Below are 20,402 nucleotides of genomic sequence, written 5' to 3' on the forward strand. Positions count from 1 at the left end.
TGGCAGTCCACTCAATTGCGTACTGGCCGGCCTCAGCCGTCGAAGGGAATGCCCGCCTTCGAACCGGTTTCAAGCGCGCCCATACAATCCACGCCCTCGGCATCGCAGACCTTGATGTCATTCAACAGCAGCCCGCCGAGCGCATCGCAGCTTTCGCCGGGCAGCTCGAACTGGCGAACCCGTTTCTTGCCGGCCGGAAGGGTCAGGAAATCGAGCATGGTCAGCCTGTCGACGACGCCTTCGCTGTCGAACAGAGCGACTTCGGCCTGAAGGCTTTCAATCGTCTCGGGCAGATCGTTTTCCACCAGGAAAGTCAGCTTGCAGCCATTCGCGGTGCTCTCAAGCGTATTCAGCGAAACCAGAAGTCTGGCCGTGTCGCCCGTCGGAGCTTCACTTGCCGTTTCCTGAGCCAGAACCGGCTGCGAAAGAGCGAAAACAAGGGCGGCAGCGCAAAACGATAATCTCATCGCTGGAAATCTCCGGAATGTGAAATTGAGTTCGGGGGCATGTCGCGGTCGGCCGCCATCCTATCCTTCAACGGGGAAAACGTCTATTGCGTGGATAGACAAAGGTGATTAATAGAGTCAACTTATAAAACATGATTCCGGAAATCAAGTTATAGATGGACGCAGGCACCTTACCGATGAACCATGAAAAAGAACCCGCAGACACCGGCCCGAAAACCGGAACGCGCCGTTCGCCGGTTCTCGAAAGCGAGACGCTCTTCCAGGGTCGGAATGAAATCATCATCCGCCATCAGGGCGCCGAGTACCGCATGAAGATCACCCGCCAGGGCAAACTCATTCTGAACAAGTAGGCATGAGAGACATGACTGAGACGACACCACAACAGATCCGCGACTTCCGCCACCAGAACCCCAAAATGCGCGAGCGCGATATTGCCGCCAGGCTCGATATCAGCGAAGCGGCGCTTGTGGCGGCCGAGGTCGGCCTGACCGCGACCCGGATCGCGCCCGAACCGTCCCACCTGCTCGATCACGCCGAGAGTTTCGGGGAAATCATGGCGTTGTCGCGCAATGAGAGCGCGGTTCACGAAAAGATCGGCGTCTTCGAGAATATCAGGAACGGCAAGAAGGCCGCGATCGTGCTTGGGGAAAATATCGACCTGCGGATATTCCCCAGCCGCTGGGCCCACGCCTTCGCCGTTACCAAGACGGATGCCGACGGGGCCGAAAAACTCAGCCTGCAATATTTCGACGTGACCGGCACGGCGGTTTTCAAGCTGCACCTGCGCCCCGCCTCCAATGTCGAAGCCTATCGCGATTTCGTCCGGACATACCGGCTGGAGGATCAGAGCCAGACGGTAACGACCGAGGCGTTTATGGCCCATGACGCGGACCACGCCCGCGATGCGAACGCCGTCGATGTCGAACTTCTGCGCGACCGCTGGACGGCGCTGACCGATACCCATCAGTTCTTCGGCATGCTGAACGATCTGAAGGTTCACCGTCAGACCGCGATCGCCACCGTCGGCGACGATTATGCCTACCGCCTTGCCGACGACGCCGTTGCGACGATGTTCCATGCGGCGGCCGATACGCCGGACCTGCCGCTGATGGTGTTCGTCGCCAATAACGGGATCGTGCAGATCCATTCCGGCCCGGTCTCCAACATCGTCGAGATGGGGCCGTGGATCAACGTGATGGATCCGACCTTCCACCTGCATCTGCGCCGCGACCAGATCGCCGAGACCTGGCTGGTGCGCAAGCCCACCAGCGACGGACATGTCACCTCGATCGAGGCCTTCAATGCGGATGGCGAACTGATCATCCAGTTCTTCGGCAAACGGCTGGAAGGCTATGCCGAACGGCCTGTCTGGCGCGCGCTGGCCGAAGGCCTGCCGCGCTACGCCCAGACGGCAGCAGCGTGAGGAAACCGATGACCGCAGATTTTCTGAGCCGCCCCCTCGCCGCAATTCTGCTTCTTGCCGGAGCCACGTCTGCCGGCGCAACGGAACCGCTCGCCGATACCTCCCGCCTCGTCACCATAGGCGGTTCGGTGACGGAGATCGTCTATGCGCTCGGCGCCGGCGATGACATCGTCGGCCGCGACACCACCAGCGCCTATCCGCCCGAAGCCGCGGCCAAGCCCGATATCGGTTATATGCGGCAATTGTCGCCCGAAGGCGTATTGTCGATTGACCCGAGCGCCATCATCACGATCGAGGGTGCGGGACCGCCGGAAACGCTCGACGTGCTGAAACAGGCCGATGTCGAAATGGCGGTCGTGCCGGAAGATTACAGCCGCGACGGGATCCTGGAGAAGGTCGAGACCGTCGGCGCGCTTCTCGGCAGGCAGACCGAAGCGGTGGCGCTGGCGGCCGACATCAAGGCGAAGCTCGATCCGCTTCTGGCGGCAAACGAAGCCCGGCCCGAAGCGGAGCGCAAAAGCGCGCTGTTCATCCTCAGCCTCAACGGCGGCAAGGTGATGGGATCGGGCACCGGCACCGCTGCCAACGGCATGATCGAGGCTGCCGGCCTCGACAACGCGATCGGCGATTTTCCGGGCTACAAGGCGCTTTCCGACGAGGCGATCATCAAGGCCGCGCCGGATGTCATCATCCTGATGGGCGGCCCGAATGGCAGCCACGCGCCGGGCAATGACGATATCGCCGCCAATCCGGCGCTGTCGCTGACGCCGGCGGGCGAAGCCATGGCGATCTATCGGATCGATCCGGTCGGCATGCTGAATTTCGGCCCGCGCTTTGCCGAAAACCTCGCCGCGCTGACAACCGAGATCTACGGAGACTGAGCGGCAATGACGGTGATCGAAGCCTTGTCGGGCGCGCGCTGGCGCGATAGCGGAGATCGCTCCGATCTTGCCGTGGTGATGATCGCGGCACTCGTGGTTGCCTCGGGGCTGGCGATCCTGATCTCGGTCGCCAACGGGGCTTCGGATGCCTCGCTCTATGATGTCGCGAAAGCAATCGTCACGGGCCGCAGCGAAGCGCTTGCGGCGCGTGACCGGATCATCATTTTCGATATCCGCCTGCCGCGCGCGGTCATGGGCTTTCTGGTGGGCGCATCGCTTGCCGTCTGTGGCGCCGCGATGCAGGGCCTGTTCCGCAATCCGCTGGCGGACCCCGGCCTTGTCGGCGTTTCGGCGGGAGCCGGGCTTGGCGCCGTGATCATGATCGTGCTCGGCGGCAGCATCGCGGCACCCGTTTATGGCCTGCTCGGCTTCTACGCCCTGCCCGCCGCTGCCTTCCTCGGTGGGCTCGTCACCACGCTTCTGCTCTACCGGATATCCACCAGCCAGGGCCAGACATCGGTCGCGACCATGCTGCTGGCCGGCATCGCGCTGTCGGCGCTGGCAGGCGCCGCGACCGGCTTTCTGGTCTATCTCGCCAACGACCAGCAATTGCGCGATCTCACCTTCTGGTCGATGGGATCGCTGGCCGGCGCGACATGGACCAAGCTTGCGGCGATCAGCCCGATCATGCTGGCCGCTTTCGCCGTGCTGCCGTTCATGGCCAAGGGGCTGAACGCCATCACGCTCGGCGAGGCCACCGCCTATCACATCGGCATCCCGGTTCAACGGCTGAAGAACATCACCATCGTCGCCGTCGCCGCGGCCACCGGCGCCGGCGTCGCCGTCTCCGGCGGGATCGGTTTCGTCGGCATCGTCGTGCCGCATCTGCTGCGGCTGGTCATCGGTCCCGACCACCGCTATCTTCTGCCTGCCTCCGCCCTGCTTGGCGGCACGCTTCTGGTGCTGGCCGATCTGTTCGCCCGCACGGTGGTCGCGCCGGCGGAACTGCCGATCGGTATCATCACGGCAATCGCCGGCGGACCGTTCTTCCTGTGGATTCTCCTCAAAAACCGTTCGCGGCTCAATTTGTAATCATGATCGAAATCCGAAATATGAGCGTCTCGCTTTCAGGCCGCCCGGTGCTGAAAGACATCGCGCTGCGGGCAAGACCCGGCGCGCTGAGCACGATCTGCGGCCCGAACGGCTGCGGCAAGACGACAACGCTGAAGGCGATCGCAGGCGACCTCAGGCCCGATCAGGGCGTGGTCGAAATCAACGGCGAGCCGGTGGCAGGCCTTCCGCCCTGGCGGCTGGCGGAGATGCGCGGCGTGTTGCCGCAAGCCTCCAACCTCGCCTTCCCCTTCACCGTCGCCGAGGTGCTGCGCTTGGGACTTTCGGGCCGCAGCCACCGGAATGGCGACGGCGACCGGCCAGTCATGGCGAAAGCGCTGAGCGCCGTCGACCTCGACGGCTTCGAGGGCCGCTTCTATCAGGAACTGTCGGGCGGCGAGCAGCAGCGCGTCCAGCTTGCCCGGGTTTTATGCCAGATCGAGGCGCCGGTCGCCGATGGCAAGCCGCACTGGCTGCTTCTCGATGAGCCGGTCGCAAGCCTCGACATCCTACACCAGCTCGCGATCATGCGGCTTGCGCGCGACTTCTGCCGCGCCGGCGGCGGCGTGATCGCGATCATGCACGACCTCAACCTGACGGCGCTGTTTGCAGATCACGTGGTGCTGATGCGCGAGGGACAGGTGGTTGCGGCGGGCAGTCCCAGGGACACCATCACCGACGACAATCTCCACGCCGTCTTCGCAACCCGGCTTTCCGTCAGCCAGAAGCCGAAGGACGACACACCCTTCGTACTGCCGCACAGCGCGCTTTGACGCGACCCGATCAGGGCTGATAGCGGAAGAAATGCATGCGCGTTTCGCCGAATTCGCGGGTCTCTAGAGCGCGATAGCAGGCGGCAAGTTCGGGCTGCACATCGGCGCGCTCCTCCAGGATTGCCAGCGCGCCGGGCTTCAACCATCCGCCATCATGGGCGGCGGCCATCGCCTGTTCGCCAAGCCCCTTGCCATAGGGCGGGTCGGCGAACAGGAAATCATAGGGCTCAATCTTGCCGACGACGCCGAGCGAGGTGGCATCGCGACGCATGATCCGGGTGCGCCCGGCAAGGCCGAGCGCCTCGATATTGGACCATAGCAGCCCCCTGCCCTCGACGCTGTTTTCGACGAACAGGACGGACTTGGCCCCGCGCGAAAGCGCCTCGATGCCCATCGCGCCGGTGCCTGCAAAAAGATCGATCATCCGCGATCCGGCGAGCGCCTCCGGATAGGCGTGGCTCACAATGTTGAACAGGCTTTCGCGGGTGCGGTCGGTCGTCGGCCTGATGTCGGAGGACTTCGGCGTGGCGAGCGTGCGCCCGCGAAATTCACCGCCGACGATCCGCATTGCCGCCCTTGCCTGCCCTGCCGGGGCCACTCTTGTCCGAACCGCCACGCGGCCTGTCACCGCCCGGACGATCGCCGCCCGGACGATTACCCTTGCCGCCCTCGGGGCGTGCGCCGCGCTTGTCGCCGCCGAAACCCTTCTCGCCGGAAGCGCCATCGCGCTTCTCGCCCGCAAAACGCTTGCCGCCTGCAGGACGATCGCCGCCGGACGGACGCCCCTCGCCGCGCGGGCGCTTGGGACCATCGAAACGGCGGGCCTCGCCCGTTCCTTCGCTGCCTGCCTCGCGCGGCTTGCGCGGTCCCCTGGCCGCCGGTTTGGCGAACGGCTTGCCCCTGCCGCCGGCCGGGCCGCGCGCGCGTGGTGCATCGCCCTCGGCAGAACCGGCCGGGCCGCGGCGCTGATCGCGCCTTGCGTCACGCCGTGAATCCTCTTTCGCCTTGTCCTCGGCCTTCTTCTTGGCCTTGGGGCCGAGCGGGCGGGCGCCGGGCGCCATCCAGACATTGGCGGCGCGGTTGCGGGTCACGATATCCTTGAACGGCTTCTCGTCATCGCCCTTGCGCTTGGTATCGAGCCGGTCGCGGCCGCGCTCGGCGCGCTCGCCACGGTCGAGCTTGTCGGGGCGGAATTTTCCGCGATCAGCCCGTTTCTCGGGCTCGGGTTTCCAGTTTTCGCGAGATTTCGGAGCTTCGCCTTCAGCAGGCTTGTCGTTATAGATCGGCGCGTCGAAATTGGCGCCGGCTTCCTCGATCAGCCGGGGACCGAGCTGATCGCGCAGCGTGCGGCCGCGCACTTCCATCACATTGCCCTCGGCAATCTCGCCAAGCTGGAACGGGCCGTAGGAAATCCGGATCAGACGGCCGACCTCGAGGCCGAGCGCGCCGAGCACGTTCTTGATCTCGCGGTTCTTGCCCTCGCGAAGCCCCATGGTGATCCAGACATTGGAGCCCTGCACCCGGTCGAGCGTGGCGTCGATCGCGCCGTAGAGCACGCCTTCGACGGCAATGCCGTCCTTGAGCTTGTCGAGATCGGCCTGTTCGATCTTGCCATGGGCGCGCACCCGGTAACGGCGCAGCCAGCCGGTGGCCGGCAATTCCAGCACCCGCGCCAGCCCGCCATCATTGGTGAGCAGCAGCAGGCCCTCGGTGTTGATGTCGAGGCGGCCGATCGAAACCACGCGCGGCAATTCGTCGGGCAGGTTGTCGAATACCGTCGGCCGGCCCTCGGGGTCGGAATTGGTGGTCACGAGGCCGGATGGCTTGTGGTAGATCCACAGCCTGGTGCGCTCGATGCCCCGGATCTCCTCGCCATCCACCTCGATCTTGTCTTCGAGCGTGACATTGTGGGCGGGGGTTTCCAGGAGCTTGCCATTGACCTTCACCCGGCCGTCGAGGATCATCCGCTCGGCATCGCGCCTGGACGCAACGCCAGCGCGGGCGAGGATCTTCGATATCCGCTCGCCCTGCTTCTCCTCGCCTGCAGCGGCGGGCGTTTCAGCCTTGCGCGGCGGTTTGCCGCCGGCAGGTTTGGTGCCGCGTTTGGGAAACTTGTCTTTTTGGGTCATTTTGCTTTGCCTGTTTGTCCCGATCCTCTATCAGGTCGGGTCAAAGCCGTTAAGAGGAAAGTTGTGATAATGCCCGTGGGCAGCGATTTCATGGCGTTGGCGCTGGAACAGGCCGAAGCGGCAGCCGTTCGCGGCGAGGTGCCGATCGGCGCGGTGGTCGTCATCGACGGCAAGGTCGTCGCCAGCGCCGGCAACAGAACCCGCGAGATGGCCGACCCCACGGCCCACGCCGAAATCCTGGCGCTCAGGGAGGCCTGTCGCAAGACCGGCTCGGAACGCCTGCCGGGCGCCGACCTCTACGTCACGCTGGAACCCTGCGCCATGTGCGCCGCCGCGATTTCCTTTGCCCGGATCGAACGGCTCTATTACGGCGCGGCCGATCCCAAGGGCGGCGGGGTTGATCATGGCGGCCGGTTTTACGAGCAGCCGACCTGTCACCACCGGCCCGATGTCTATTCCGGTTTCTCCGAAAGCCGTTCCGCAGATCTTCTGCGCGCGTTCTTCAGCGCAAAACGTTCAGACTGAACGCCGCCCCGCGACCTTGCCCAAAGCCTCGCCTTCCAGCCGGTAGCGGATCCACTCGCTCTGCGGCTTGCCGCCGATGCCGTCATAGACGCGGATCGCGCCCTCGTTCCAGTCGAGCACGCTCCATTCCATCCGGCCGCAGTTCTTTGCAACGCCGATTTCCGCTACCGCCTGCATCAGCGCCCGGCCGAGGCCGCTGCCCCGATGATCGGGCGTCACGTAGAGGTCCTCGAGATAGATGCCGTTGCGGCCCTGCCAGGTGGAGAAGCTGAAATAATAGACCGCGAACCCCACCGGCTCGCCATCGGCTTCGGCGATCAGAGCGCCGGTCACCGAACGCTTGCCGAAAATCGCCTCGGCAAGCCCCTCCGCGCTGGTCTCGACCTGGTCGAGCGCCTTCTCAAACTCTGCAAGCTCGCACACGAAACGGTAGATGGTGCCGGCGTCGTCGCGCGTCGCCGGCCGGATGGCGTAACCCATGATGTCCTCGGAACTTCCGTTTTCTACTGACCGGCGTTCTTCGACGATTCCAGGAAGTCGTCGGTGGCGCCGCTCTTGCAGTTGAAGAACAGGAAGCACTTGTCCGGATCCTTGCCCTCGGCAAGCTTCTGCCGGCGGCGCTCCTTGGCGCGCTCCGGCTCGCCGAGATCGTTCATCGCCGCCGGATCGGTGGGCGTGCGATATTGCTGCGGCGGATCGATCAGATAGCGACGCTGGGTGATATCGATCGTGGTCGCTTCATTTTTCGCCGCCCGGAAAGCCTCAAGCTGTTCCTTCTCGGTCATCTTGCTGGGATCGTCGGAGACCAGAAGCGGCGAGCGGTAGAATGGATTGTCCTTGTTTTCCTCCACTTCCTCATAGAGGCGGTCGCGCTGCTCTTCCGGCGATTCGACCCAATTGGGATTATCAGCGGAGGCAACCGATTTCTGCGGCGGCGCAAGCGAGGCCATGGACGTGCCCTTGATCGGCTTCACGAGGTCGGGGCGCGGCTTGTAATCGATATCGGGCTGGTCCGGATTGATCACCAGCACGGCCTCGCCCAGATCCTCGACAAGCTGGGTGGTCGCGGTCTTGCCGGTGCCATAGGTCGGCGCGCCAAGGCAGGCGGAAAGCGAAGCCACGCCCGCAAGCGCGATTGCGATCTTCATCGAACGGATAACCAATGTCATGCGCTGTCTACCACACCTCCGCGCCGGTGGCGCTTCTTGTTATTCTGGTCATCTGCCACATTGTGACGATGAATCCGGCGAAACCGCGACATTCCTAACGCAGAACCACCGTTTTCGCAATTCGGCTTGTTAAGGCAGTGGAAAAAGCCGGGAAATACCCGGCTTCGCCTCACCCGGCCAGTGCCGCAAGCTCCCTCAACGCCGCTGCGTCTCGCGCCGAGACATCCGGATATTCCGGATCGGAGCCGACATCCTCGGTCACCCGCCACGAGCGCGCGCATTTGGTCCCGCTTGCCAGTGCCGGCACCACGGCCACGTCGGCCACTTCACGCAGACGGAAAGCATCGTCCGGGCCCTTGCCGGGTTTGATGGCGATCGCCGAGGTGATGCAGATTTCCTCGAAATCGCGGCCGTCGAGGGCAGCAAGCAGCGTCTCGTCATCGACATAGACGATCGGCGCGGCTTCAAGCGAGGAACCGATGCGCTTTTCACGGCGCTCGATTTCAAGCGCCCCGGTGACCACGGTGCGCACCGCGCGGATTTTCTCCCACCTGGCCGCAAGCGCATCGTCCTTCCACGCTGCCGGCACGTCGGGGAACTGTTCGAGATGCACCGAAACCGCCTCAGGGTTGCGCGACAACCATGCTTCATCCATGGTGAACGGCAGCATCGGAGCAAGCCAGGTGACGAGGCAGTCGAACAGCTTGCGGATCACATGCAGGGCCGCGCGGCGGCGCAGGCTCGATGGCGCATCGCAGTAAAGCGCATCCTTGCGCACGTCGAAATAAAAGGCGGACAGCTCGATATTGGCGAAATCGTTGAGCGCGCGGGTGATGCGCTTGAAGTCGAAATCGTCATAGCCCCTGCGCACCAGCGCGTCGAGTTCGGCAAGCCGGTGCAGCATCAGCCGCTCCAGCTCCGGCATATCGCCAAGCGCGATTTCCTCGCCCTGGTCATGGGCGAGCGTGCCGAGCATCCAGCGCAGCGTGTTGCGGAGCTTGCGATAACTGTCGACATTGGTTTTGATGATCTGATCGCCAAGCCGCTGGTCGTCCCAGTAATCGGTGGTCATCACCCACAGACGCAGGATATCCGCGCCGGATTTTTTCATCACGTCCTGCGGCAAGACGGTGTTGCCGAGCGATTTCGACATCTTGCGGCCGTGCTCATCCATCGTGAAGCCATGGGTCACGACGGCATTGTAGGGCGCGCGACCGCGCGTGGCGCAGGCCTCCAGCAGCGAGGAATGGAACCAACCGCGATGCTGGTCGGAGCCTTCGAGATAGACGTCGGCCGGCCATTTCAGGTCGGGACGGTCCTCCAGCGTGAAGGTGTGGGTCGAACCGCTGTCGAACCAGACATCGAGGATGTCGGTGACCATGTCCCAGTCTTCGTTCGCCTTTTCGCCCAGGAAACGCTCGCGGGCGCCCTCGGCGAACCAGGCGTCCGCCCCTTCGGCCTCGAAGGCCTCGATGATGCGGGCATTGACGGCATCATCGACCAGCACATTGCCGGCCTTGTCGGCGAACACGCAGATCGGCACGCCCCACGCCCTTTGCCGGGACAGCACCCAGTCCGGTCGGTTCTCGATCATCCCGCGCAGCCGGTTCTTGCCGCCGGCCGGCACAAAGCGGGTGGCGTCGATGGCGGCAAGCGCGCGGTTGCGCAGCGTGTCGGCGAGAATCCCGCCCTCATCGCGTCCTTCAACGTAATATTCGCGCGCTTCTTTCTCGGATTTGAAGCGTCTGTCGTTCACCCACCAACCAAGACGTTTTTCGCTCAGGGGCTTGTCCATGTAGACGAACCATTGGGGCGTGTTCCGGAAAATAACGGGCTTCTTTGAGCGCCAGGAGTGTGGGTAGTCGTGCTTGATCCGGCTACGGGCAAACAGCATTTTCGCGTCGATCAGCGCCTTGATCACTCGGTCGTTGGCATTGCCCTTTTTGCCATCGTCATCCATGACCCGAGCAGCACCGCCTTCAGAAGACGGACCAAAGCCCGGCGCATCCTCGGTATAGTAGCCATCGTCGGCGACGGTAAATGGAATTTTTGTCGGAATCCCAAGTAGCTCGAGCAACTCAAGCTGGTCCATCCACGCATCGAAGTCTTCACGACCATGACCGGGTGCAGTGTGAACAAAGCCTGTACCGGCATCGTCGGTGACGTGTTCGCCATCGATCATCGGGACAGGAAACTCATAACCACCCTGAAGCCCCCTTAGAGGATGTGAACATAAAAGCGCACTAAGCTCTTCACTCCCCACTTCACGCAAGAACTTCAGCTTGATCTTGGCTTGAGCAGCACATGCCTCTGCGAGATTTCTTGCGAAAAGAACACGCTCTCCGACTTGCGGCCCGAAATCATTTATAGCTTCTTCAATTTCGTAAAGTCCGTAGAGAAGTCTTGATGAAAATGAAATTCCGCGGTTTCCAGGTATTGTCCAAGGTGTTGTCGTCCAGATCACCACATGGGCACCGTCCAAGTCTCCCAGAGACTCTGAAAAGTCCTTCCAGGTTGACTGAGTAACCGATCCCATTTCCTTGACTTGCTCAAATGTTTTAAAGCTGTCGTTAATTTTATCTTGCTCTGCAAGCGATTCAGACAGCGTCTTGTCCCTCTTCCAAACAGGAAACTTCACCCAAACCGTATCCGACTGAACCTCGTGATACTCCACCTCGGCCTCAGCCAGCGCCGTGCGCTCGACCACCGACCACATCACCGGCTTGGAGCCGCGATAAAGCTGCCCCGACGCGGCGATCTTGAGCAATTCGCCGGCGATCCGCGCCTCGGCGTGGAAATTCATCGTGGTGTAGGGGTTTTCGAAATCGCCCTCGATGCCGAGGCGCTGGAATTCGGCGGTCTGGACGTCGATCCAGCCTTGCGCGAATTCGCGGCACTGGCGGCGGAATTCGTTGATTTCGACCTCGTCCTTGTTCTGGCCCTTGGCGCGATAGGCTTCCTCGATCTTCCATTCGATCGGCAGGCCGTGGCAATCCCAGCCGGGAACATAATTGCTGTCATAGCCGCGCATCTGGAACGAGCGGGTGATGACATCCTTGAGGATCTTGTTCAGCGCGTGGCCGATATGGATATTGCCATTGGCATAGGGCGGGCCATCGTGAAGCACGAACTTCTCGCGGCCCCTGGCATCCTCGCGCAGCTTTTTATAGAGCCCCATCTCCTGCCAGCGGGCAACCATTTCCGGCTCTCTCTCGGGCAGGCCCGCGCGCATCGGAAAATCGGTCTGCGGCAGATAAAGGGTCTTGGAGTAATCGACGGTGTCTTTCGTGTCGCTCATGGGGTCGCGGCCTTCTGGCGGCGCATCTTGCGCGCGCATTTATCGGGGAAAATGAGACATACGGTCGAGGCGCGGAAAGCGCCGAAATCCCGGACCTTCCGGCGCTCAAACCTCAAGCAGCGCGGAAAGCCGGGCCAATAATTCGTATGGTGCGAAACCGGTACCCAGTCATCATGGGCCGTCTTTACTGATTTTTCGGAGCGAAGAAAAGAGCCGGGGCCGAGAATCTGCGAAGGCATGATCCAAAGAGTGTGAGCCAGGTCTCAGAAAAGTTTCCCCTCTTACGGGGTCACCCTCGGGCTTGACCCGAGGGTCCATGCAGCTTTTGCCTGGATGCTCGTGTCAAGCACGAGCATGACTCATGACGGGAGAGCGGATATTTCGCAGCAGTCCTGGACCATACCCATCAAAACGCAATCTTCCCGTCCAGCTCCGAAAACGGCTTGACGCCGGACAGAAGCGCCCTCGCCTCGTCGGCATCGCGGTGCATCTGGGCGACGAGGGCTTCGAGGCCGTCGAATTTCAGTTCGTCGCGCAGCCGGGCGAACAGCGAGACCGCGCCCTCCTCGCCGTAGAGCTCGCCCTTGAAATCAAAGATGTAGGTTTCCAGCAGCGGCCGGCCATCCTCGACCACGGTCGGGCGGCGGCCGAAGCTTGCCACGCCATCGTGCAACGTGCCCGAGGGGCGGCGGTAGCGCACGGCGTAAATGCCGGGGCTGAGCTTGGCGTCGGGATCGAAGGCCATGTTGGCGGTCGGAAAGCCCAGCGTGCGGCCGAGCTTTTCGCCGTGGATCACTTCGCCCGTCACCGTGTAGCGATAGCCGAGCAGGCCGGAGGCCTGGACCACCTCGCCGCGCGTCAGCAGGTCGCGGATGCGGCTCGAAGAGATCACCTCGGCGCCCTCGTCGCGAAACGCATCCATCAGCGAGACACCGAAACCGTGGCGCTTGCCGGCCTGCATCAGATAGGCGGGCCCGCCCTCGCGGTTGCGGCCAAAATGGAAATCGAAGCCGGTCACGACCTCGCTTGCCGCAAGCCAGTCGATCAGCACCGTGGTGACGAATTCCTCCGGCGAGCGCTGGGAAAAGGTGCGGTCGAAGGGATATTCGATGACCGCGTGATAGCCCATCGCCTCCAGCAGCCGCGCCTTCATCGGCGCCGGCGTCAGGCGAAACACCGGCGTCTGCGGGTTGAATACCGAGCGCGGATGCGGCTCGAAGGTCAGCACCAGCGCCGGCACGCCGCGCTCCTCGGCAATGGCAAGCGCGCGGTTGAGCACGCTTTGATGGCCGCGATGGACGCCGTCGAAATTGCCGATCGCCACCACCCCGCCCTTCAGCGTGTCAGGCAGCGGCTCACGAAATTCATTGCGGTGAAATACGGTCATGCGTTGCGTCCGGCGCTTGTTCAGGCGAGTTTCGACATCCAGTATTTCGGATGCGCGCCGTGTCGCGTCAAGAACCGATCGAGCGACGCTTCGTCAACGATCCCGTTCACGGCATAATCGGCCTCGTGAATGCCCTCCGCCACAAACAGCAGATCGAGGCCGTAATCGATCGCGCCGCGCACATCCGTCGGCATGCCGTCGCCGATGGCGAGAACGCGCGCGGCATCGACATCGCCCCGCAACGCGGCGGCCTTGGCCATCGCCGCCTCGTAGATCGGTCTGTACGGTTTGCCGGCAATGCGGGTCTTGCCGCCGAGTTCGCTATAAAGTGCCGCCAGCGCGCCGGCGCAGGGGATGAGCCGGTTGCCGCGCGAGACCACCAGATCGGGATTGGCGCAGATCAGCGGCAGGCCGCGCGCCGCAAAGCGCGAAAGCAGGTCGCGGTAATCTTCCGGCGTTTCGGTTTCGTCGTCCTTGAAACCGCTGCATAGAATGCCCTCGGCCTCCGCCTCGCCGACGCGCTCGACGCCGGTGTCGCCGTAGAGGTCGGCGTCGCGCTGCGGGCCCATGTAATAGAGCTTGCGCGGCCCTTCCGCCACCAGCGTCCGGGTCACGTCGCCGGAGGTCACGATGGCGTCGAAGCTTTCGGTCGTCACCCCGAAACCGGCGAGTTGTTCCTTCACCGAGGGCGACAATCGGGGCGAATTGGTCAGCAGGATAACCGTTTTACCGGCGCTCCGCGCCTCTGCCAGCGCCGCTTTCGGCGTGTCGAACGAGGTCACGCCATTGTGGAGAACGCCCCAGACATCGCAGAGCATCACATCATAATCCGCATGAAGCGCGCTGAGGGCGTCGATCTTTTTTGGCATGGATTTTCCTTGTATCGGTTCGGCTGGAAGGCGCCGACAAATGGTCACAACAGGGTGCCGATGGCAAGCCCCGCGATCGCGGCGGCAGCAAGAAGCGGCAGAATGCCGATCCTGAATTTCAGGAGCGCGACCATGCCCGCCGCGCTGATGGCGAGCGAGGCCAAATCAAGGCTCGCCCAATGCGGCCATATCAGGCTCGCATTCATCACCGGCGGCAGCGAAAACAACGCGATCCGGTCAACCGTGCCGAACATGACATTGATGGCGAACCAGAGGGAAAGATTGGCGATCACGCCGACAATCGCCGCGCCGATGCCGGAAAGCGCGCCGGAAAGCGCCGGGTTGCGGCGCAGATCCTCGACATAAGGTGCGCCGGCGAAAATGAACAGGAAACTCGGCACGAAAATCGCCCAAGCGGTCAGCGCCGCGCCGAGAATGCCGGAGGCGAGCGGCGCGGAAAACACCGGCGCGGCGTGGGCGGCCAGGAAGCCGACGAAGCACAGCACCAGCACCAGCGGTCCCGGCGTGGTTTCGGCAAGCGCCAGCCCGTCCAGCATTTCAGCGGGTGTCAGCCAGTGATAGGTCGCCACCGCCTCCTGCGCCACATAGGTCAGCACCGCATAGGCCCCGCCGAAGGAAAACAGCGCGATCTTGACGAAGAAACCGAAGATTTCGACCAGCGTGTGGAAATCGCCGAGCGGCGCCAGCACAATGAGCGGCAGCAGCCAGATCGCCGTCCAGACCAGCAGCGTCGCCGCCGTGGCCAGCCCCCTCCTGCGCCAGCCCTGCCGTACAACGGTATCGGGCTCGATATCAGGCTCGGGGGAAACCGGCCGCCGCATGAACACATAGCCGAAAAGACCGGCGGCCAGCACCACGACCGGAAATGCCACTCCGAAGACGAAAAGAGCGACAAACGCGGCGATCGCCAGGCCGACCGACACCGGCCCCTTCAGCGAACGCCCCGCCATGCGCCAGAGCGCCTGCACCACGATGGCAAGCACCGCCGCCTTCAGCCCCATGAAGATCGCCTCCAGCCAGGCGGCATCGCCGAGCGTGGCATAAAGGGCGGCGAGCGCGACGATCAGGATGAAGCCCGGCAGCACGAACAATATCCCCGCCGCGAGCCCGCCCTTCACGCCGTGGAGCATCCAGCCGACATAGGTCGCCAGTTGCTGGGCCTCGGGACCGGGAAGCAGCATGCAATAATTGAGCGCATGGAGATAGCGCTCGGGAGGAAGCCAGCGCTTTTCGTCGACGATGATCCGGTGCATCAGCGCGATCTGGCCGGCCGGCCCGCCGAAGGACAGCAGGCCGATCCGGGCGAACACGGCTGTCAGTTCGCCAAACCCCGGCTTTCCGCCATCTGATGCGCCAATTGTCACAATGTCCTCGCAATCCGGGTAGAGATCAAACCGGGTAAAGATCCGGGCCGGGGTTACGATGACGGTATAAAACCTGTATGAAGCCCGGCAATACGCGGTGTGGAAAAGTTCCGGCGGCGATCAAAAAAAACTTCATGCCGTTTCTTGACACCGCTTCTCCCCCTTCTTAAATCACCGTCATTAGCACTCTCCGAATGAGAGTGCTAACACTGATCCATGCGACCGCAAACACGGTCGCGAATGTCATTCGATCGAGGGTATAGACAATGGCAAGCATTTCTTTCCGCCCCCTGCACGACCGCGTCGTTGTACGCCGCGTGGAGTCTGAAGCAAAGACCAAGGGCGGCATCATCATCCCCGATACCGCCAAGGAAAAGCCGCAGGAAGGCGAAATCGTCGCCGTCGGCTCCGGCGCCCGTGACGACAGCGGCAAGGTTGTCGCGCTCGACGTCAAGGTCGGCGACCGCGTTCTGTTCGGCAAGTGGTCGGGCACCGAAGTCAAGCTCGACGGCGAAGACCTTCTGATCATGAAGGAAGCCGACATCATGGGCGTCGTCGCTTAAGTAAAGCGCCTCTTCCAGGATTCACCATTCCATCCAGCCGGGCAATCGCCCATAAGGTTTTGATAAACCAGGAGTTTTCAAATGGCTGCTAAAGAAATCAAATTCGGCCGCACAGCGCGCGAAAAGATGATGCACGGCGTTGACGTGCTCGCCGACGCCGTCAAGGTCACGCTGGGCCCCAAGGGTCGCAACGTCGTCATCGAAAAGTCCTTCGGCGCTCCGCGCATCACCAAGGACGGTGTTTTGGTCGCCAAGGAAATCGAACTGGAAGACAAGTTCGAGAACATGGGCGCCCAGATGGTCCGCGAAGTTGCTTCGAAGACCAACGACATCGCCGGTGACGGCACCACGACGGCAACCGTTCTCGCTTCCTCGATCATCCGCGAAGGCAACAAGGCCGTTGCCGCCGGCATGAACCCGATGGACCTGAAGCGCGGCATCGACATGGCCGTCCACGAAGTCGTGAAGGATCTCCAGGCCAAGGCCAAGAAGATCAACACGTCTGAGGAAGTGGCCCAGGTCGGCACGATCTCCGCCAATGGCGAAAAGCAGATCGGTCAAGACATTGCCGCCGCCATGCAGAAGGTCGGCAATGAAGGCGTCATCACGGTTGAAGAAGCCAAGACCGCCGAAACCGAACTCGAAGTCGTCGAAGGCATGCAGTTCGACCGCGGCTACCTGTCGCCCTATTTCGTAACCAACTCCGAGAAGATGGTTGCCGAACTGGAAGACGCCTACATCCTGCTGCACGAAAAGAAGCTCTCCAACCTTCAGGCTCTGCTGCCGGTTCTGGAAGCTGTCGTTCAGTCGAACAAGCCGCTCCTCATCATTGCTGAAGATGTTGAAGGCGAAGCGCTTGCAACGCTGGTCGTCAACAAGCTGCGCGGCGGCCTGAAGATTGCTGCCGTCAAGGCGCCTGGCTTCGGCGATCGCCGCAAGGCGATGCTTGAAGACCTCGCCATCCTCACGGGCGGCACGGTTATTTCCGAAGACATCGGCATCAAGCTCGAAAATGTCACCCTCGACATGCTCGGCACCGCCAAGAAGGTCTCGATCACCAAGGAAAACACCACGGTTGTCGACGGCGCCGGACAGAAGTCCGACATCGAAGCCCGCGTTGCCCAGATCAAGGCCCAGATCGAAGAAACCACCTCCGACTACGACCGCGAAAAGCTGCAGGAACGTCTTGCCAAGCTCGCTGGCGGCGTTGCCGTGATCCGCGTTGGCGGTTCCACGGAAGTCGAAGTGAAGGAAAAGAAGGACCGCATCGACGACGCGCTCAACGCGACGCGCGCTGCCGTTCAGGAAGGTATCGTTGCCGGCGGCGGCGTTGCTCTTCTGCGCTCCTCCACCAAGATCACCTCCAAGGGTGAAAACGACGACCAGGATGCCGGCATCAACATCGTTCGCCGCGCCCTTCAGTCGCTCGTTCGTCAGATCGCCACCAATGCCGGTGACGAAGCTTCGATCGTGGTCGGCAAGATCCTCGACAAGAACGAAGACAACTACGGCTACAACGCCCAGACCGGCGAATATGGCGACATGATCGCCATGGGTATCGTCGACCCGGTCAAGGTTGTCCGCACCGCTCTGCAGAACGCAGCTTCGGTTGCCTCGCTGCTGATCACCACGGAAGCCATGATTGCAGATGCTCCTAAGAAGGACAGCGCCGGCGGCATGCCTGACATGGGCGGCATGGGTGGAATGGGCGGCATGGGCGGCATGATGTAATCAGGCGAAAGCCTGATTACAGAATAGCACGCCCATCACCCAAAGTGGTTCAGCGCGGCAAGCGCGCGCTTGCTTAAGTGGTTCAGCGCGGCAAGCGCGCTGAACTGGCGGCATGATGTAATCAGGCGATAAGCCTGATTACGGAATGAAGTCCGGTCCCATCCGGAATACGAAAGGCGGTGCTTCGGCGCCGCCTTTTTTGTGTGTTCCATCAGCAACACATCCGGCGCGTTCTGGCTTGTTGGCATGGGTAGAGCTTCATCCGCAGATCAAGGATGGTATTTGCTTTCCATCAACTTCGCTCGCGCACCCGAAAAGAAGCCCATGAAACTTTTCCCTTCCGCCGCTCTTGCCGCTCTGCTCACCGCTCCCGCTGCCGGCGCAGCGGATATCACCGTGCCCGCCGCCCCGCAGCCGCAGCCGACAACCGGAATTTCCTGGTCGGGCTTTTATCTGGGAGCCGAAGGCGGCTACGGCTGGCTGGCGGGCAAGATACCCGAGACGGTGTTCACCGCCGGCGCGACCGAGGCCGCATCCGGCGGCACGGCAGGGCTTTTCATCGGTTATGATCATCAGTTCGACAACCGTATGGTGATCGGCGTCGAGGGGTCCTACGGTTATAACTGGAACGATAACAGCTACACCGTATCCTCGCCCCTCCCGATCCTGAACGGCCAGAGCGTGACATTCGGAACCGAGTGGCGGGCAACCGTCGAGGGACGGCTCGGCTATGCCTGGGGCCCGGCCCTCGTCTATGCGACCGGCGGCTTTGCCTCGACCCGGCTCGAAGGGAGCTTTTCGCTGACGGGGCAGGACTATGATGACGTGCTGAACGGCTGGACCGCCGGCCTCGGGGTGGATTACGCCTTCAGCGAGCATGTCTTCGGACGGCTGAAGGCAACCTACAGCGATTACGGCAACACCGATCTCGTTACCCGGGCGACCGGGCTTCCGGGCCTTGCCGAGACAAAGCTGACCCAGGCCAGCCTCACCGCCGGCATCGGTTTCAGGTTTTGAATGAGCAAACGCAAAAAGGGCGGCGGACCGCCCTCAGCTTGTTGATAAAGTCTCTTTTCCGGCTCTTCCGTCATGCCGGCCTTGAGCCGGCATCCAGGGCCGCTTGCGGTGAATTTCAGAAAAGAGTCTTTGCGCGCAAGGACTTGCGCTTGCTGGATCCCGGCTCAAGGCCGGGATGACGGCAGAGAGCGAGGCGACGTCGTGACGGCGCACGAGGTTTGTCAGCAGTCTGAGGGCGGCGGACCGCCCTTTCCGTATCTGACAACGTCCCAAACCGCTTTACGCGGCCTCGGCGCTGCGGTTGATCGATTTTTCCGCCAGTTTCGACAGTTCCAGATCAGCCTTGGATTCCTGCTCGAAGGTTTCCTCGAGAAGCTTGGCCACATCCTTCTTGCCGAGCTGGCGGGCCCAGGCGAGAAGCGTGCCGTAACGGGCCATCTCGTAGTGCTCGACTGCCTGGGCGGATGAAATCAGGCCGGCGTCGAGCGCGGGCGCGCCGTCGAATTCCTCGATGATCTCCTCGCCTTCGGCGATGATGCCCTGGATCGCTTCGCAGGTCTTGCCGCGGGCCGGCTTGCCCAGGATTTCGAACACCTGCTGCAGGCGCTCCACCTGACCCTCGGTCTCCTCCTTGTGATTGCGGAAGGCTGCCGCAAGGTCTTCGGAACTGGCCGCGCGCGCCATTTTCGGCAGCGCCTTCAGGATCTGGCGTTCGGCGAAATAGATGTCTTTCAGTGTGTCAAGAAACAGGTCGTCGAGCGTTTTCTGCTTGGTCATGGGTTTCTCCTCGGTTGGCACCCGTCATTCGGATGCGACTGCCCCTGAAACGTCCCTTCTGCCGAAGCGGTTCCATGCCGAACGCAGAACCTCAGATGAAAAGGGCGCGGCCTTCGCCGCGCCCGAAATCATATCCCATCAGTCAGAAGATCAGGCGGCGGCGGGCACCGCAAAGCCCTTCACGCTTGCCGGACGATCCGCGCAGCGCTCGACCCATGCGGCAACCGCAGGGAAATCCGAGAGCTTCAGCACGTCCTCAGCCGCATAGTGAACGGAAAGGCCGCGCACCCAGGGGAAGATCGCGATATCGGCAATGCCGTAATCGGACGGCTCTTCGCCCATGATGAACTTGCGATCCCTGAGCCGCCCTTCCAGTACGCCGAGAAGCCTGCGCGATTCATTGGTATAGCGCTGCACCGGATACGGATTGTTGGCCACCTTGTCGGCTGCGAATTTGTAGAAATGGCCGAACTGGCCGAACATCGGGCCGATGCCGCCCATCTGGAACATCACCCACTGGATCGCCTCATAGCGGCCAACCGGATCGTTGGGCATCAGGCGGCCGGTTTTTTCGGCGAGATAGATCAGGATGGCGCCCGATTCGAACAGCCCGATAGGCTGTCCCTCGGGGCCGTCCGGGTCGATGATGGCGGGTATCTTGTTATTGGGGTTGAGCGACAGAAACTCGGGCGTCATCTGGTCGTCCGTTTCAAACGACACCCGATGGGCTTCGTACGGCAATTCCATCTCTTCCAGCGCAATCGAGACTTTCACTCCATTGGGCGTTGGCAGGGAATAGAGCTGAATGACGCCCGGATTCTCGGCCGGCCAACGTTGTGTAATGGGAAATTCCGACAGGCGGGACATGGACGCTCCTGCAATATGTCTGTTTCAAGAT

At 62.3% G+C, this 20,402-nt stretch carries 21 protein-coding genes; 9 read left to right on the top strand and 12 right to left on the bottom strand.

The window, feature by feature from the left end:
- Positions 1–32 precede the first annotated feature (32 nt).
- Positions 33–467 carry a hypothetical protein gene (locus HQ843_RS22640; RefSeq protein ID WP_180901080.1) on the bottom strand — a complete coding sequence of 145 codons (435 nt, stop codon included), beginning with the start codon at positions 465–467 and terminating at the stop codon, positions 33–35.
- Positions 468–643: 176 nt separating this feature from the next.
- Between HQ843_RS22640 and hemP the strand changes: the two genes are divergently transcribed.
- Genes hemP through HQ843_RS22665 form a run of 5 tightly spaced genes read left to right on the top strand, consistent with a single transcriptional unit; the run spans position 644 to position 4,654 of the window.
- Positions 644–817 carry a hemin uptake protein HemP gene (gene hemP / locus HQ843_RS22645; protein WP_180901079.1) on the top strand — a complete coding sequence of 58 codons (174 nt, stop codon included), beginning with the start codon at positions 644–646 and terminating at the stop codon, positions 815–817.
- 2 nt (positions 818–819) lie between these two features.
- The gene (locus tag HQ843_RS22650) at positions 820–1,890 is read left to right on the top strand and encodes a hemin-degrading factor (RefSeq protein WP_180901078.1); all 1,071 of its coding nucleotides are present in this window, start codon (positions 820–822) and stop codon (positions 1,888–1,890) included.
- 8 nt (positions 1,891–1,898) lie between these two features.
- Positions 1,899–2,771: a heme/hemin ABC transporter substrate-binding protein gene (locus HQ843_RS22655; protein WP_180901077.1), complete on the top strand. Its 873-nt coding sequence runs from the start codon at positions 1,899–1,901 to the stop codon at positions 2,769–2,771.
- Between the two features lie 6 nt (positions 2,772–2,777).
- Positions 2,778–3,863: a FecCD family ABC transporter permease gene (locus HQ843_RS22660; RefSeq protein WP_180901076.1), complete on the top strand. Its 1,086-nt coding sequence runs from the start codon at positions 2,778–2,780 to the stop codon at positions 3,861–3,863.
- A 2-nt stretch (positions 3,864–3,865) separates the two neighbouring features.
- Complete coding sequence (locus HQ843_RS22665) at positions 3,866–4,654, top strand: heme ABC transporter ATP-binding protein (protein ID WP_180901075.1); 789 nt, start codon at positions 3,866–3,868, stop codon at positions 4,652–4,654.
- A gap of 10 nt (positions 4,655–4,664) precedes the next feature.
- Here HQ843_RS22665 and rsmD read toward each other — a convergent pair whose 3' ends face one another.
- Together rsmD and HQ843_RS22675 are read right to left on the bottom strand one after the other, a co-directional pair.
- On the bottom strand, positions 4,665–5,222 hold the full coding sequence (gene rsmD / locus HQ843_RS22670; protein ID WP_180901074.1) for a 16S rRNA (guanine(966)-N(2))-methyltransferase RsmD: 558 nt from the start codon (positions 5,220–5,222) through the stop codon (positions 4,665–4,667).
- Complete coding sequence (locus tag HQ843_RS22675) at positions 5,203–6,783, bottom strand: pseudouridine synthase (RefSeq protein WP_180901073.1); 1,581 nt, start codon at positions 6,781–6,783, stop codon at positions 5,203–5,205. The genes rsmD and HQ843_RS22675 overlap by 20 nt, the downstream gene beginning before the upstream one ends.
- Positions 6,784–6,852: 69 nt before the next feature.
- On the opposite strand from HQ843_RS22675, the gene HQ843_RS22680 reads away from it, so the two are divergent.
- A complete protein-coding gene (locus tag HQ843_RS22680; protein WP_180901072.1) occupies positions 6,853–7,308 on the top strand; it encodes a nucleoside deaminase in 456 nt (151 codons plus the stop codon).
- Here the strand turns inward: HQ843_RS22680 and HQ843_RS22685 are convergent.
- The 6 genes from HQ843_RS22685 to chrA form a co-directional block, all read right to left on the bottom strand.
- The gene (locus HQ843_RS22685) at positions 7,300–7,788 is read right to left on the bottom strand and encodes a GNAT family N-acetyltransferase (RefSeq protein ID WP_180901071.1); all 489 of its coding nucleotides are present in this window, start codon (positions 7,786–7,788) and stop codon (positions 7,300–7,302) included. The two genes, HQ843_RS22680 and HQ843_RS22685, sit on opposite strands and share 9 nt — an antisense overlap.
- Positions 7,789–7,811: 23 nt before the next feature.
- Positions 7,812–8,477 carry a hypothetical protein gene (locus HQ843_RS22690; protein ID WP_180901070.1) on the bottom strand — a complete coding sequence of 222 codons (666 nt, stop codon included), beginning with the start codon at positions 8,475–8,477 and terminating at the stop codon, positions 7,812–7,814.
- Between the two features lie 169 nt (positions 8,478–8,646).
- On the bottom strand, positions 8,647–11,814 hold the full coding sequence (gene ileS, locus HQ843_RS22695; protein ID WP_371824605.1) for an isoleucine--tRNA ligase: 3,168 nt from the start codon (positions 11,812–11,814) through the stop codon (positions 8,647–8,649).
- A 367-nt stretch (positions 11,815–12,181) separates the two neighbouring features.
- Positions 12,182–13,162, bottom strand: a complete 981-nt coding sequence (locus HQ843_RS22700; protein WP_180901068.1) for a bifunctional riboflavin kinase/FAD synthetase — start codon at positions 13,160–13,162, stop codon at positions 12,182–12,184.
- A 20-nt stretch (positions 13,163–13,182) separates the two neighbouring features.
- The gene (locus HQ843_RS22705) at positions 13,183–14,031 is read right to left on the bottom strand and encodes a TIGR01459 family HAD-type hydrolase (RefSeq protein WP_180901067.1); all 849 of its coding nucleotides are present in this window, start codon (positions 14,029–14,031) and stop codon (positions 13,183–13,185) included.
- A gap of 44 nt (positions 14,032–14,075) precedes the next feature.
- Entirely contained in the window at positions 14,076–15,416 is a 1,341-nt protein-coding gene (gene chrA, locus HQ843_RS22710) for a chromate efflux transporter (protein WP_246710199.1), read from the bottom strand.
- Positions 15,417–15,682: 266 nt separating this feature from the next.
- Here chrA and groES point away from each other — a divergent pair, with 266 nt between their 5' ends.
- A complete protein-coding gene (gene groES / locus HQ843_RS22715) occupies positions 15,683–15,979 on the top strand; it encodes a co-chaperone GroES (protein WP_180901066.1) in 297 nt (98 codons plus the stop codon).
- 81 nt (positions 15,980–16,060) lie between these two features.
- The gene (gene groL, locus HQ843_RS22720; RefSeq protein ID WP_180901065.1) at positions 16,061–17,710 is read left to right on the top strand and encodes a chaperonin GroEL; all 1,650 of its coding nucleotides are present in this window, start codon (positions 16,061–16,063) and stop codon (positions 17,708–17,710) included.
- Positions 17,711–17,745: 35 nt separating this feature from the next.
- Here the strand turns inward: groL and HQ843_RS22725 are convergent, their stop codons facing one another.
- Complete coding sequence (locus tag HQ843_RS22725; protein WP_180901064.1) at positions 17,746–17,958, bottom strand: hypothetical protein; 213 nt, start codon at positions 17,956–17,958, stop codon at positions 17,746–17,748.
- 76 nt (positions 17,959–18,034) lie between these two features.
- Between HQ843_RS22725 and HQ843_RS22730 the strand changes: the two genes are divergently transcribed.
- A complete protein-coding gene (locus tag HQ843_RS22730) occupies positions 18,035–18,727 on the top strand; it encodes an outer membrane protein (protein ID WP_180901063.1) in 693 nt (230 codons plus the stop codon).
- A gap of 279 nt (positions 18,728–19,006) precedes the next feature.
- Here the strand turns inward: HQ843_RS22730 and HQ843_RS22735 are convergent, their stop codons facing one another.
- Together HQ843_RS22735 and HQ843_RS22740 are read right to left on the bottom strand one after the other, a co-directional pair.
- On the bottom strand, positions 19,007–19,504 hold the full coding sequence (locus HQ843_RS22735) for a YciE/YciF ferroxidase family protein (protein ID WP_180901062.1): 498 nt from the start codon (positions 19,502–19,504) through the stop codon (positions 19,007–19,009).
- Positions 19,505–19,654: 150 nt separating this feature from the next.
- The gene (locus HQ843_RS22740) at positions 19,655–20,371 is read right to left on the bottom strand and encodes a glutathione S-transferase C-terminal domain-containing protein (protein WP_180901061.1); all 717 of its coding nucleotides are present in this window, start codon (positions 20,369–20,371) and stop codon (positions 19,655–19,657) included.
- Positions 20,372–20,402: the final 31 nt, after the last annotated feature.

The organism is Martelella sp. NC20 (assembly GCF_013459645.1).
Classification (GTDB): domain Bacteria; phylum Pseudomonadota; class Alphaproteobacteria; order Rhizobiales; family Rhizobiaceae; genus Martelella.